Consider the following 14,455-nt stretch of genomic DNA (forward strand, 5'->3'; position numbering starts at 1 on the left):
AAGGGGCACAGGCCGGTTGAGGCGTGTGCGCCCAGAACTCTCCGGTACGGCCACCGCCTCATTCAAGATCACGGGGTGTGACGGCAGGGGTGTGGAAGTGAAATGCCCCACTGTGCATCAGCAATCAGAACGAATAAACGACGATCATTCAGATGGTCCGGGTAAACCATCTCTTTCCCGTATCTTTACTCTGACGACAACACCTCAGATCCAGACATATCGGGCGTCACTCTCCTCGACCGCCGGGCTTTGATACCGAATCAATAAACTTTCCTCTCCGGGTTCACCTGCCCGGATGTGTGCGATCGTGTGCGCGTTCTCTGCCCCGCGGCCCGCCGAACGGGGTTCTCTGTGCCGCCCCCTTTCCGCCTGGTCCCCACGGGAGTAGACCGCCGTGACCGCGCCTCGCCTCCTCAGCCCCTTTGTGCGCACCCGCACCAGGCTGCTCTGCACCCTTGGCCTTCTTCTGGCCGCACTCACCGCCTCCCTGCTGCCGTGGTGGCAGCCGGAAGACAGCACGCGTACCCGCCAGGGCGGGACCGTTGACGCCCGTCCGGCGGCGACCGGACTCCGCGACGAGGCCGCCGCCCTGGCCGAGGCACGCCGCAGCGGCAAGCAGGTGCTTGTGGAGACGGCCACCACCGCCACCTCCCTCACCTGGGCGCTGCCGAGCGGCCAGTGGCGTACCCGGATCCACGCCGTGCCCCAGCGGGCGAGGAACGCGCAGGGCACCTGGGCGGCCATCGACACCAGGCTGGAGCGGACCGGGAACACCGCCGGCGGGCTGGGGATTCGACCCGTCAACGCCCCTGTCCCCGTACGCTTCTCCAACGGCGGCTCCAACGGCCGCTCCAACGGCCGCTCCAACGGCGACTCCGACGGAGCCCGGCAGGACGAGCGCCGCGCGGAGCGCTCGCAGAGCAGGGTCCGGCTCACCGCAGAGGGCGGCGGTGCTCCCGCCGGGGAGACCGTCCTGGCCGAGCTGGAGATCGCCGGTCACACCGTGGCCTACGCCTGGCCCGGTCCGCTGCCGGAGCCGGTGCTCGACGGCCCCCGCGCCCTCTACCCCGAGGTCCTGCCGGGCGTGGACCTGCTGCTCGTCGCCCGGGAGGAGGGCGGCTTCGGACAGCTGCTCATCGTCAAGACCCGGGAAGCCGCCGCACAGGAGGCTCTCAGCACCCTGACCTACGGCCTGCGTTCGCAGACGGCGGTCTTCCGGCACGACGGCACCACCGGCGGGGTGCAGGTCCTCGACCCGGGCAGCGGGGAGGAGATCGCCTCGATCCCCACGCCGTTCGCCTGGGACTCCTCCGGCCAGGACCCCGAGGCCCCCGAGACCGCCCCCCGAACCGCCGTGGCCACCGCCTCCGATGTGCTGGCGCTCTCCGGTCTGAGCGGCATCGAGCCGGGTGCCCACAGGAGTCCGCTGCCGACCCGGCTCGAAGGCGAGGGAACCGGCAGCGCCCGCCTGAGCCTGGAGGTCGCGGCCACCGGTCTGCTCACCGACCAGGACGTCCGCTTCCCCGTCTTCCTGGACCCGACGCTCACCGGCGGCTGGCAGGCGTGGACCACCGCCTACAAGCCGTATCCCAACACCAGCTTCTACAACGGCACCAACTTCAACTCCGGAACCTCGGACGCCCGGGTGGGCTATGAGAGCGACACCAAGGGCACCGCCCGGTCCTTCTGGCGTCTGGGCTACTCCAGCAGCCTCAGCGGCGCGGACATCACGTCGGCGAAGTTCAAGGTCCTGAACAACCACTCCTGGTCCTGCACGACCCGTGAGTTCCAGCTCTGGCTGACCGGCGCCATCTCCTCCGGCACCACCTGGGCCAAGCAGCCGGCCTGGACGACGTTGCAGGACAAGCTCTCCTTCGCCCATGGCTGGTCCAGCGCCTGCGCCGACGACTATGTGATGTTCGACGTGCGGAAGGCCGCTCAGGTCGGCGCGGACTCCGGCTGGTCCAGCATCACGCTCGGAATGCAGGCCACCAACGAGTCCGACACCCAGACCTGGCGCAAGTTCCGGGCCACCGACGCGGCGCTGGAGATGGTCTACAACCGCAAGCCCAACGAGCCGACCGGGGGCACGACATCACCCGGCGGCGCCTGCGTGCCCGGTCCCGGGGCAGGCCGTGCGGTCGCCAGGACCAATATCGTCCTCTCGGCGACCGCCACGGACCCCGACGGCAATCTGAAGGGCCTGCGCTTCCGCTTCTGGAAGAACGGCGGGACGGCTCCCGCCGGGACCCTCGTCACCAGCCTGAGCAGCGGCAAGGCCACGCTGACGATCCCCTCCACCAGCCTGGAGGACAAGGCCACCTACTCATGGGACGTGCGCGCCGAGGACACGACGGGAGCCGTCTCCAGCTACTTCCCGCCGGGCGCGGAACCCTGCCGCATCACCGTCGACGCCTCCGCACCCCCGGCTCCGGACGTCACCAGCCCGGTGTTCAAGGAGGCCACCCCCGACGGCGCCACCTGGGCGACCGCGAAGTTCGGCCAGCCCGGTCCCATCACCTTCACCGCCGCCGGCGCGGCCAAGTTCAGCTACGCCTTCGAGGGCCTCAACGCCAAGGAGGTCAAGGCCACCTCCGGCACCGCCACCGTGACCGACCTCAAGCCGCCTCACTCGGGCCCCACCTATCTGCACGTGTAGCCTATGACGCGGTCGGCAACCGCAGCGTCCGCACCGACTATGTCTTCTATGTGCCGCCGCGCGACACGGCCGACGGGCCCGGCGACACCGGCGGCGACGGACGCGCCGACCTGATCATCGTGGACGCCTCCGGCAATCTGCGGACCTACCCCGGCGACGTGGACGGCGGACTGTACGGCTCCCTCGCCGCCTCCTACGCCACCGGCAACAAGCTCAACCCCCCGGGCCACTGGTACGACCCCGCCACCGGGAAGGCAGCCCTGATCAGCAAGTACTCGGACGCCTACCCCGGCGACGGCGTCACCGACCTGTTCGCCCGCACCCCTGACGGCCGCTTCTGGCTCTACCCAGGCGACGGCTACGGCAGCTTCAACGTGGACCAGCGGCTGCGGGTCAGGCTGCCCGCCAACGCACCGGACCCGGCGACCTGGACCCAGATCAAGGCGGTCGGCGACGTCACCGGCGACAAGCTGCCGGACCTGTTCCTGCGGGCCGGAGGCGCGTTCTGGGCGCTGACCGGCTACACAGGCGCAAGCTTCCAGCAGGCGACCCTCATGGGCGGCGAGACCTGGACCCGCCGCGACATCGTCAATGTGGCCGACATCGACCTGGACGGCACCCCTGACCTGCTGTGGCGCAACCTGGACAACGGCAATATGTACCTCCGCCACGGCAAGCCGGGCACGGCCACCGGCAGCGTCGACCTGGCCTCGCTGATGGTGGCCGCCAACTCCCGCGACGGGGACGTCTCGTACGGGACCAACTGGTCGGAGGGGAACGTGTCGACGGTCATCGGCATCCCTGATGTGAACGGGGACAAGGTGCCCGACATGTGGGCCCGCTACGCGTCGGACGGGCAGATGCGGGTGTACCACCCGACCACGACCAACACCAAGCCCCCCGTGAGGATCGTCCTGACGGCGGACTGGACGAAGGTCAAGGCTTTCGGCTGAGACCCTCTCGCGGGCGGGCGCGGCTCGCCCCCACTGACAGCTCGGGTGGCCGGCGGCGGCTTGGGTGGATGGTGGGGGCGAGCGGTTGTCGGATGGGAGTGGCGGCTTGCCCGACGCCTGTCGGATGACCAGGCCGGGCGTTCGATGGAATGGTATGACGACCATCCCACCCGACGAGAGGGAAGCGTTGGACAGCGCCATGGGCACCAGGGCCGCCGTGGTGGACTCCACCCGGCAGGGCGGCGACACGGTCGCGCTGACCTTCGACGACGGCCCCGACCCCGAGCACACACCGGGACTGCTCGCGGTGCTGCGTCGGCACCGGGTCACGGCGGTGTTCTGCCTGCGCGGCGACCAGGTGCAGGCCGCGCCGGAGCTGGTGCGGGCGATCGTTGCCGACGGCCACCAGCTGGGCAACCACTCCATGCGCCATGACGACATGAGCGGCTGGCCGCCGGAGCGGATCCGCGCCGACCTGGCGCAGGCCGATGCGCTGATCCGCAGCGCGGCCCCGGGGGCTCGGGTTCCCTGGTTCCGCGCCCCGTACGGGAGATGGGGGCGGACCCCGCAGGTCGCCGCCGAGCTGGGGATGCAGTCGCTGGGGTGGCGGCTGGAGGTCGGCGACTGGGAGGCGCCGGGCGCCGATGAACTGGTCGGCCGCCTGGAGCGGGGCACCGCGCCGGGCGCGGTGGTGCTGCTGCACGACGGCGGCGGCGACCGCTCCGGGACCGTCGAAGCCGTCGACCGGTTCATCCCCGCCCTCCACGCCAGGGGCTGGAGCTTCGGCCTGCCCGCCGACCCGACCCGACGCCCAGGAGACCACTGTGCGCACCCTCGCCCGTAGCGTGGCACTGCTCGCCTCGCTCCTCGTCCTGGCTGCCGCGCCGGCCACAGCTGCCACCCCGAAGGCCGCGACCCCGAAGGCCGCCGCCCCAAAAGCCGCCGCCCCAAAAGCCGCCACCTGCAGCTGGACCGGTAGCTGGGCGACCGCGCCCACCAGTACCCCGCCCACGGTCGTGACGGTCTTCGAGAAGCAGACGATCCGGCAGACGGTGCACCTCAGCAGTGGCGGCGGCGCCGTGCGCATCCGGCTCTCCAACGAGTTCGGCGACCAGCCGCTGGTGATCGGCGAAGCCCGGGTGGCCCGCCCCGCCGGGTCCGACGGACAGCGGATCGACCCGCGCACCGACCACCGGGTGACCTTCGGCGGCCGGACCTCGGTGACCGTCCCGGCGGGCGCCCCGCTCCTCAGCGACCCGGTCGCGCTGCCGGTACCGGCCGGGGGCGACCTGGTGGTGAGCCTCTATCTGCCGCGCCGTACGCCCGGCAGCACCCTGCACGCCTTCTCCTTCCAGCACAACTTCGTCGCCGCCGGCAATGCCACGGCCTCGGCCGCCATCCGGCCGACCGCGACGATGGACGCCTGGTACTTCCTGACCGGGGTCAGCGTCGCCTCCAAGGAGCGCCGCGCCGCCTCCGTGATCGCCCTCGGCGACTCCATCACCGACGGCGCCAACACCACGCCCAACGCCGACCACCGCTGGCCCGACCTGCTCGCCCGCACCTTCCGCGACCACGCCGGACTGCGCCGGCTGGGCGTGCTCAACGCGGGGATCAGCGGCAACCGGCTGCTGCACGACCCCAACCCCCCGGCGGGCTCCGATGCCGAGTCCTACGCCGCGTTCTTCGGGCAGTCCGCACTCCGCCGCTTCGACCGGGACGTCGCGGCCCAGCCCGACGCCCGCTATCTGGTCGTCCTGCTGGGCGTCAATGACCTCGGCCACCCCGGCACCACCGCCCCCGCCTCCGAGAAGGTCTCCGCAGCGGACATCATCGAGGGCCACCGCCAGCTCATCGCCCGCGCCCACGACCGGGGCCTGAAGGTCTACGGCGCCACCATCACCCCGTTCAAGGACGACACCTTCGGCTTCTACAACCCCGAGAACGAGGCCGCCCGGCAGACCGTCAACCGCTGGATCCGCACCAGCGGCGCCTATGACGCGGTGATCGACTTCGACGCGGCGCTGCGCGACCCCCGCCACCCCGACCGGCTGCTCGCCCGCTACGACAGCGGCGACCACCTGCACCCCAACGACGCCGGGACCTCGGCGATGGCAGCCGCCGTCCCGCTCCGGCTCTTCCGCTGACCGACCCGACCGCCCGTCACCGAACGGCAGATCGGCCGAACCACCGACCGTCTGCGAGAAGCCCGGAGGACCGGTATGCGCCACCCCTTCGACCCCGAGCTGGCGGCAGCCCTCGCCATGGCCCCCGAGGTCGACCTCTCCGACCTCGCGGCGGCCAGGGCCGCCCAGGCGGAGGAGCTGGCGGCGGACCCGGCCGCCGCCGAGGGGCGGGGCGGTGCCGAGGGCGTCGAGGTGGGGGAGGTCAAGGTGCCCTGCCGCGACGCCTCCCGGCACCTGCTGCTGCGCACCTACCGGCCCCGGGACGTCCCCGGCCCGCTGCCGGTCCTCTACGGCATCCACGGAGGCGGGTATGTGCTCGGCTCGCCCGAGGTGGACCACGACACCAACCTGCGGTTCTGCCGCGAACTGGGCGCGCTGGTGGTCTCCGTGGACTACCGGCTCGCCCCGGAACACCCCTACCCCGCGGCCCTGGAGGACTGCTACGCGGGGCTGTGCGCCCTGGTCGAGCGCGCCGCCGAGCTGGACCTGCGGCCCGACCGGCTCGCGGTGTGGGGCGACAGCGCGGGAGCCGGCCTGGCCACCGCCCTGACCATGCTCGCCCGCGACCGGGGCGGCCCGGCCATCCGCTTCCAGCACCTGCACAGCCCCGCCGTCGACGACCGGCTGGCCACCCCCAGCGCTCGGCGCTTCACCGACACCCCGGTGTGGAACCGCCGCAACGCCGAAATCAGCTGGGACGCCTACCTCGGCCCCGGCACCCCGGGTTCTGACGGCGTCCCCCCGTACGCGGCGCCCGCCCGCGCCCGCACCGCCGACCTGGTCGGGCTGCCGCCCGCGTATATCGCCGTGATGGAGTTCGACCCGCTGCGCGACGAGGGCATCGACTACGCCCGCGCCCTGCTGGCCGCCGGGGTCCCCACCGAACTGCACCTCTTCCCCGGCACCTTCCACGGCGCGGCCATGGTGCCGCACGCCGCCGTCGTCCAGCGCATCACCGCCGAGGCGGTCGCCGTGCTGCGCCGGGCGCTGGGGCGGTGACCGTCATGGCGGGTCGGCCAACCGCATCGCATACAGCGCCAGTTGGGCGCGGAAACGGTCCTGCGGATCGCGCAGCCGCCAGCCCAGCGCGTCCTCGACATGGGCCAGCCGGGCCGCCACCGAGCTGTGGTGCAGATGCAGCTCGGTCGCGGCCTGCCGCAGGGACCCGGTACGGCAGAACGCCGCCAGCGCGGCCAGGACCAGCGGGCCCCCGTCCCGGCCCGCCAAGCCGTGCAGGGCCCGGACGTCCGGCTGCGCGGAGAGCGCCCCGGCCGGGATCGCCCCCAGCAGCGCGACCGGCCCCAGGGCGTCATGGTCGACCACCGCCTCGACCGGGTCGCCCGCCACCGCGAAGCGCAGCGCCAGCCGTGCCTGCCCCCAGGACGCCTCCGCGTCCAGCGGGTCCACGGCGCCGCCGACACCCACCCGCACCCCGCTCGCCGGGCCCCGGTCCCGCTCTGCTCCCGGGCCCGCTCGCCGACCACCGCCCGCAGCTCCCCGGCCGGGGAGGCTCCACCGCCCCGGCGCTGGATCAGCGCCACCCCCAGCTGGCCGAGCGCGGCCAACCGCACCGTCCCCCACCCGGTGCCGCGCCCGATCAGCGCCACCGCCTGCACCCCCGCGTCGGCGCCACCGCCGCCGGCCAGCGCGACCACCCGCAGCGGCAACTCGGGCGCCAACCCGAGCAGCCGCAGCGCCCGCGCCCGGTCGGCCACCGCCTCCCGTACCGAGAGGACCAGCTCCACCAGGGCCGGATCGGCCACATGGGGTGCGGTGGTCCGTACGGGTGTCCCGTCCGCCATGCGGGCGGCCAGCGCCATCCACTCCAGTACGAGTTCGTCCAGCGGGCCGGGCCCGCCGGGCCGCTCCAGCCAGACCCGTCCGGCCGCGCCGAGATCGGCGCTCCCGGACACCCGAGCCGGCCCTCCCGGAAGTGCGATGCCATCCGGGCCGAACCGCACCGTACGGCCGTCCGCCGACTCCAGCCCGGCCGGGCATTCGGCCAGGCCGGCGGTGGACCGCACCAGTGCCGGCGGATCGACGGCGCCTCCTGCCAGCAGCGCCTCGTAGTGCGCGATCACCCGTACCGCGGTCGCCGCGTCCGGGTCAAGCGCCGACAGGCGCAGCAGCAGCCCCTTCACCGTCCGCAGTCTAGAGAGGACACGACATGTTCGACAGAAGCAGGAGCAGAAGGAAAGGCAGGGCGCTGCTCACCGCTCTGCTGGGCGGGGTGGTACCGCTGCTGGCGGCACTGCTGATGGCCGCGCCGAGCGCGCACGCCGCCTCGCTGACCGAGGTGACCGGGTTCGGGAGCAACCCCAGCAACCTGCGGATGTACGCCTACGTCCCGAACAACGTCTCCGCCAAGCCGCCGATCCTGGTGGCGGTGCACTACTGCACCGGGTCCGGCCCGGCGTTCTTCTCGGGCAGCGAGTTCGCCTCGCTGGCGGACCGGTACGGGTTCATCGTGATCTACCCGTCGGCCACCCGGGACGGCAGCTGCTTCGACGTCTCCTCGCCGCAGGCGCTGAAGCGGGGCGGTGGCAGCGACCCGGTGGGCATCATGTCGATGGTGACCTACGCCGAGCAGCACTACGGCGGCGACCCGAACCGGGTCTATGTCACCGGTGCCTCCTCGGGCGCGATGATGACCAATGTGCTGCTGGGCGACTACCCGGACGTCTTCAAGGCCGGGTCCGCGTTCATGGGTGTGCCGTTCGGGTGCTTCGCCACCACCGACGGCTCCAGCTGGAACAGCGCCTGTGCCAACGGCCAGGTCAGCAAGACCCCGCAGCAGTGGGGCGACCTGGTGCGGGCGGCCTACCCGGGGTACAGCGGCGCGCGGCCGAGGATGCAGCTGTGGCACGGCACCGCGGACCCCACGCTCCAGTACCCGAACTTCGGGGAGGAGATCAAGCAGTGGACCAATGTCCTCGGCGTGAGCCAGACAGCGGTCTTCACCGACCACCCGCAGTCGTCCTGGACCCGTACCCGCTACGGTGCCACCGGCACCCAGGCCCCGGTCGAGGCCATCAGCATCCAGGGCGTGGGGCACTCGCTGCCCACCAACGGCATGGCGGCCCAGGCCATCGCCTTCTTCGGCCTTGACGGCAGCACCCCGCCGACCAGCCCCCCGACGAACCCGCCGACCACTCCCCCGACCACTCCGCCGACGAGCCAGCCCCCGACCACGCCGCCGCCGACCTCCCCGAGCGGCGCCTGCAAGGTCGAGTACACCGTCAGCGCCTGGAACAACGGCCTGACCACCGCCATCAACATCACCAACACCGGAAGCACGACGGTCAACGGCTGGTCCCTGGCCTTCACCCTGCCCTCCGGACAGGTCATCACCTCCGGCTGGAACGCCACCTACAGTCCCACCAGCGGTGCCGTGACCGCCAAGGACGCCGGGTACAACGCCGTGCTCAGCCCCGGCGCCTCGACGTCCATCGGCTTCCAGGCCACGCACACCGGCAACGCCGGCAAGCCCGCCTCGTTCACCCTCAACGGCGCTGCCTGCCAGACCGTCTGAGTACGGCTGCGCACAGCGGCAGGTGCGGACCGGGGGGCGACCCTCGATCCGCACCTGCTCGCCGCGGGCTGCCTCAGCCGGCGTAGCCGAACCCCGGCGGGAGCGGCCGCTGCTGGAAGAGGGTGGTCGGGACGGCCTCTGCCAGGGCCTGGTAGCCGACCGGGTTGAAGTGCAGGTGGTCACCGACGTCCAAGGTCGGCCTCAGCTGCCTGGGGTTCTGCGGATCGCGTGCGGCGCGGTCGAAGTCGATCAGGCTGTCGAACCGCCCGCTGGTGCGCATCCAGGTGTTGACGGTCTGCCGGGCCAACTCGCGGTACCCGCTGGGGTCGTCGTAGTCGTTGCCTCCGAAGGGGGTGATCGTGGCCCCGTACACCCGGATGCCCTGCGCATGCGCCCTGGCGATGATCTGCTCGTACGCCGCGATCAGATCGGCTGCGACCTGCCGCTGGGCCGCCTGGGTGGCCTCCGCCGTACCGATGTCGTTGACCCCCTCGAAGACCAGCAGCCAGTCGACCCCGCTCTGCGCCAGGACGTCACGGTCCAGCCGGGCCAGGCCGTTGGGGCCGAGGCCGTCGTTCAGCAGCCGGTTGCCGCCGGCCGCCTGGTTGAGCAGCGCGGTCGCGGCGGTCTGCGGGCCGGCCTTCAGCCGCTTCAGCAGCTGGTCGGGCCAGCGGTCGTTGCCGTTGGTGGTGGACCCTCGGCCGTCCGTCAGGGAGTCGCCGAGTACCACGGCGGCGGAGGTCTTGGCCTTGGACCAGACCTCCACACCGCTGACGAAGTACCAGTGGTCGGCGGTGGTGGCCCCGGCCAGGCTCGTGTCCGACAGGTGGTCACCGGCCAGCATGTACGAGGTGGTTCGGGACCCCGGGTGGGAGGTGATCGACGTGGATGCCTGGCCGCTGGCCAGGTAGATCGTCACCGTCAGATTGGAGTCGGGCTGGAGCGGGAAGTCGAGCGGGTCGGAGAGCGCTTGCGCCCCGGCCGGTACGGAGACCGACGAGCGGCCCTGGAAGGTCAGCCGGTGGGCGGTACCGGCCTGTATCGCGCCGGTGCCGGGCGCCCCGCCGGCCGGGAGGGCCACCGACACCGCGGTGACGGGCAGCACCGCTCCTCCGAACGCGTTGGAGATGCGGAGCCGGATGTGGTTGCCGCCGACCGAGACATGGACGGTCTGGCGCAGGGTGGTGTCCACCATGACGGCGCTGTCCTGGGTGAACGGTGCCGGCGGCATGTTGGAGGGCTCGGTCAGCTGCGGCATCGCGGCCCAGGTGCCCACCCAGTGGGCGTTGGGCTCTCTCGGACCGGCGGCCCCGATGGGGCCCGGCGCGTGGGTGTCGGGCGTGTGGCCGGCTCCCGCCGCCGGTGTGGTCACGGTGATGGCGGCCGCGAGGGCCGCCACCGAGATCAAGCTGACGAGCGATGACTTTGCGCGCATGGCAGTGTCCTTCTCCAGGATCTGTGAGGCCCGATTCGGTCCCGAGTGAGCGCTGTCAGGCGGGCGGCTGCGTGGTCCGGGGGGCGGCGTGCCCCGCTCGGCTGATGGTGAGCCTCGACCGGCTCGGTCCGGCCCGCGACGAAGCGAGTGTCACAGTCGGGTCAAGCGTTCGCAAGGGGAAGCGCTGTCCGAATGCATGAACAGCACCGCCCCCCGACAGGACCTCTCCGACCTTTCGAAATATTTCGGAATGGTACTTCAGGTAAGGGATTCCGCGACTGGCAGCGCAGGGAAATCGGCCGGTCAACACGCGTAGTGCCAGCTCAGCACAGGGGTGTCAGGTCAGCCCCAGGGAAGACTTTCGAAATGTTTCGGAAACAATAAGCATTGACGTGCTCATGTGTCGACTCCATACTCTTCAGCACCCAACACCTCTCTTCCCCTGCCGGGCGCACCCCTCCACCCAAGGGCCGTGCCCGGCAGGGGACGCACGGCTCCGCGTCCTCGGCCCCCACAGCGCGCGCGGATGGTCCACCCACCATGTCCGGGAAGGTCCCCCCGCCCCGGAAACCGGAAAGAGGTCAGCATGGCCCGCAACATCCTGCGCCCCCGCATCCGAACGGCGCTCGCCGTCGGCACGGCGAGCGCCCTTGCCGCAGTCGGCGTCGCCACCCTCTCCGGCTCCGCCGACGCCGCCGGCAGCACACTTGGCGCCGCTGCGTCCGCCCAGGGCCGCTACTTCGGCACCGCAGTCGCCGCCAACCACCTCGGCGAGGCCCAGTACGCCAGCACGCTGGACACCGAGTTCAACTCGGTGACCCCCGAGAACGAGATGAAGTGGGACGCCACCGAGCCCAACAAGGGCTCGTTCACCTTCACTTCCGCCGACCAGATCTTCACCCATGCGCAGAGCAAGGGGATGAAGGTCCGTGGCCACACCCTGGTGTGGCACTCGCAGTTGCCCGGCTGGGTCAGCGGCCTGAGCGCCACGGACCTCAGGGCCGCGATGAACAACCACATCACCCAGCTCATGCAGCACTACAAGGGCAAGATCTACGCCTGGGACGTCGTCAACGAGGCCTTCCAGGACGGCGGCAACGGCGCCCGGCGCAGCTCGCCCTTCCAGGACAAGCTCGGTGACGGCTTCATCGAGGAGGCGTTCCGCACCGCCCGCACCGTCGACCCTGATGCCAAGCTCTGCTACAACGACTACAACACCGACGGTGTGAACGCGAAGAGCACCGCCGTCTACAACATGGTCAAGGACTTCAAGGCACGCGGCGTCCCGATCGACTGCGTCGGCTTCCAGGGCCACTTCAACAGCCAGTCCCCGGTGCCCTCCGACTTCCAGGCGAACCTCCAGCGCTTCGCCGACCTCGGCGTCGACGTGCAGCTCACCGAGCTGGACATCGAAGGCTCCGGCTCCGCCCAGGCCGCCAACTACACCAAGGTCGTCAACGGCTGCCTCGCCGTCACGCGCTGCACCGGCATCACCGTCTGGGGCATCACCGACAAGTACTCCTGGCGCAGCAGCGGCACCCCGCTGCTGTTCGACAACAACTACAACAAGAAGGACGCCTACAACGCGGTCCTGACCGCGCTGGGCGGTGGCCCGGGCGGCACCACCGGCGGCACCACCACGGGCGGCACCACGACCGGGGGCACCACGACCGGGGGCACCACCACGGGCGGCACGACGACCGGCGGGACCACCACCGGGGGCACCACGACGGGCGGCGCCACCACCGGCGGCGGCACCACGGGCGGCTGCAAGGTTGCCTACAACCCCAACTCCTGGCCGGGTGGCTTCACCGCCGACATCACCATCACCAACACCGGCTCCACCGCGATCAACGGCTGGAAGCTCGGCTTCACGCTGCCCAGCGGCCAGGCGGTCTCCAACGCCTGGAACGCGACCATCACCCCCAGCAGCGGCGCGGTGTCGGCGACCAACGTCTCCTTCAACGGCCAGCTCGCGGCCAACGGCGGAACCGCGTCGTTCGGCTTCCAGGGCACCTGGAGCGGTTCCAGCTTCAGCAAGCCCACCTCGTTCACCCTGAACGGCGCGGCCTGCACCTCGGCCTGACCCTGACAGGACCCAAGGCCCGGACCGCCACCGCGCGGTCCGGGCTTCCTGCTGTCCCGGGTCCGGCCTGCCGCTACAGCACCGGGAGGATCTTGCGCAGCTCGAAGGGGGTGACCTCGGAGCGGTACTCCTCCCACTCCTGGCGCTTGTTGCGCAGGAAGAAGTCGAAGACATGCTCGCCCAGGGTCTCGGCGACCAGCTCGCTGCGCTCCATCAGGTCGATCGCCTCGCCGAGGTTCTGCGGCAGCGGCTCGATGCCCAGGGCGCGGCGCTCGGCGTCGGTGAGGGCCCAGACGTCGTCGTCAGCGCCGGGCGGGAGCTCGTACCCCTCCTGGATGCCCTTGAGGCCGGCGGCGAGGATGACCGCGTACGCCAGATAGGGGTTGCAGCCGGTGTCCAGCGAGCGGACCTCCACCCGGGTGGAGCCCTGCTTGCCGGGCTTGTACATGGGGACCCGGATCAGCGCCGAGCGGTTGTTGTGGCCCCAGCAGATGTACGACGGGGCCTCGCCGCCGGCCCCGGCGGTGCGCTGCGAGCCGCCCCAGATCCGCTTGTAGGAGTTGACCCACTGGTTGGTCACGGCCGAGGTCTCGGCGGCGTGCCGGAGCAGACCCGCGATGAAGGAGCGGCCGACCTTGGAGAGCTGGAACTCCGCGCCCGTCTCATGGAAGGCATTGCGGTCGCCCTCGAAGAGGGAGACATGGGTGTGCATACCGGAGCCGGGGTGCTCGGAGAACGGCTTGGGCATGAAGGTCGCATGGACGCCCTGCTCCAGGGCGACCTCCTTCATCACCAGCCGGAAGGTCATGATGTTGTCGGCGGTGGAGAGCGCATCGGCGTAGCGCAGGTCGATCTCCTGCTGCCCCGGGGCGCCCTCGTGGTGGGAGAACTCCACCGAGATGCCCATCGACTCCAGCATGGTGATCGCCTGGCGGCGGAAGTCGTGGCCCACCCCGCGCGGGGTGTGGTCGAAGTAGCCGGAGCGGTCGGCGGGGATGGGCACCGTGCCGTCGCCGGGCTGGTTCTTCAGCAGGAAGAACTCGATCTCGGGGTGGGTGTAGAAGGTGAAGCCCAGATTGGACGCCTTCTCCAGGGTCCGCTTGAGGACATAGCGCGGGTCCGCGTACGAGGGCGACCCGTCCGGCATCAGGATGTCGCAGAACATCCGCGCGGTGCCCGGCGCCTCGGAGCGCCACGGCAGTATCTGGAATGTGGTCGGGTCCGGCTTGGCGATCATGTCGGACTCATAGACCCGGGCGAAGCCCTCGATGGCCGAGCCATCGAAGCCGATGCCCTCCTCGAACGCCTGCTCCAGCTCGGCGGGCGCGACCGCCACGGACTTGAGGAACCCGAGCACATCGGTGAACCACAGCCGGACGAATCGGATGTCACGCTCTTCGAGCGTCCGGAGCACGAACTCCTGCTGCTTGCCCATGAGGACAGTCTCACCTCTGCTCTTTACGTCCGTGTTACGCAAGGGAGGACCCCGGGCGGGATCTGCCGGATGTTCCGTTCCCATCATGGCGGATACGGGCCGGTAGTCCGATACCCGGGCGGGCAGCGCACCGCCGCCCCGCCGCCGGGGGTGCGGCGGTGGGGCGGCG

At 71.3% G+C, this 14,455-nt stretch carries 8 protein-coding genes and 1 pseudogene; 6 read left to right on the forward strand and 3 right to left on the reverse strand.

From position 1 onward, the window contains the following. The first annotated feature begins 394 nt into the window (after window positions 1-394). From C7M71_RS06950 to C7M71_RS06970, 4 genes and pseudogenes are all read left to right on the forward strand, one after another. Window positions 395-3,612, forward strand: a pseudogene (locus C7M71_RS06950) (DNRLRE domain-containing protein). Between the two features lie 154 nt (window positions 3,613-3,766). After that, window positions 3,767-4,456 (forward strand): polysaccharide deacetylase family protein, encoded by a 690-nt coding sequence (locus tag C7M71_RS06960; RefSeq protein WP_111489160.1) that lies wholly within the window; start codon window positions 3,767-3,769, stop codon window positions 4,454-4,456. Next, a complete protein-coding gene (locus tag C7M71_RS06965; RefSeq protein WP_229758590.1) occupies window positions 4,437-5,759 on the forward strand; it encodes an SGNH/GDSL hydrolase family protein in 1,323 nt (440 codons plus the stop codon). The genes C7M71_RS06960 and C7M71_RS06965 overlap by 20 nt, the downstream gene beginning before the upstream one ends. A 75-nt stretch (window positions 5,760-5,834) precedes the next feature. Further along, window positions 5,835-6,797 carry an alpha/beta hydrolase gene (locus tag C7M71_RS06970; RefSeq protein ID WP_111489159.1) on the forward strand — a complete coding sequence of 321 codons (963 nt, stop codon included), beginning with the start codon at window positions 5,835-5,837 and terminating at the stop codon, window positions 6,795-6,797. Between the two features lie 3 nt (window positions 6,798-6,800). On the opposite strand, the gene C7M71_RS31525 is transcribed toward C7M71_RS06970, so the two are convergent. Further along, entirely contained in the window at window positions 6,801-7,229 is a 429-nt protein-coding gene (locus C7M71_RS31525; RefSeq protein WP_229758591.1) for a PucR family transcriptional regulator, read from the reverse strand. Between the two features lie 736 nt (window positions 7,230-7,965). Here C7M71_RS31525 and C7M71_RS06980 point away from each other — a divergent pair. Beyond that, window positions 7,966-9,330, forward strand: a complete 1,365-nt coding sequence (locus C7M71_RS06980; protein WP_111491140.1) for an extracellular catalytic domain type 1 short-chain-length polyhydroxyalkanoate depolymerase — start codon at window positions 7,966-7,968, stop codon at window positions 9,328-9,330. 73 nt (window positions 9,331-9,403) lie between these two features. On the opposite strand, the gene C7M71_RS06985 is transcribed toward C7M71_RS06980, so the two are convergent. Beyond that, window positions 9,404-10,765, reverse strand: a complete 1,362-nt coding sequence (locus C7M71_RS06985) for an SGNH/GDSL hydrolase family protein (protein WP_111491141.1) — start codon at window positions 10,763-10,765, stop codon at window positions 9,404-9,406. A 586-nt stretch (window positions 10,766-11,351) separates the two neighbouring features. Here C7M71_RS06985 and C7M71_RS06990 point away from each other — a divergent pair. After that, complete coding sequence (locus tag C7M71_RS06990) at window positions 11,352-12,851, forward strand: endo-1,4-beta-xylanase (protein ID WP_111491142.1); 1,500 nt, start codon at window positions 11,352-11,354, stop codon at window positions 12,849-12,851. Between the two features lie 73 nt (window positions 12,852-12,924). Here C7M71_RS06990 and C7M71_RS06995 read toward each other — a convergent pair whose 3' ends face one another. Then, the gene (locus tag C7M71_RS06995) at window positions 12,925-14,286 is read right to left on the reverse strand and encodes a glutamine synthetase family protein (protein ID WP_111491143.1); all 1,362 of its coding nucleotides are present in this window, start codon (window positions 14,284-14,286) and stop codon (window positions 12,925-12,927) included. Between the last annotated feature and the right edge of the window lie 169 nt (window positions 14,287-14,455).

The organism is Peterkaempfera bronchialis, from assembly GCF_003258605.2.
Lineage (GTDB): Bacteria > Actinomycetota > Actinomycetes > Streptomycetales > Streptomycetaceae > Peterkaempfera > Peterkaempfera bronchialis.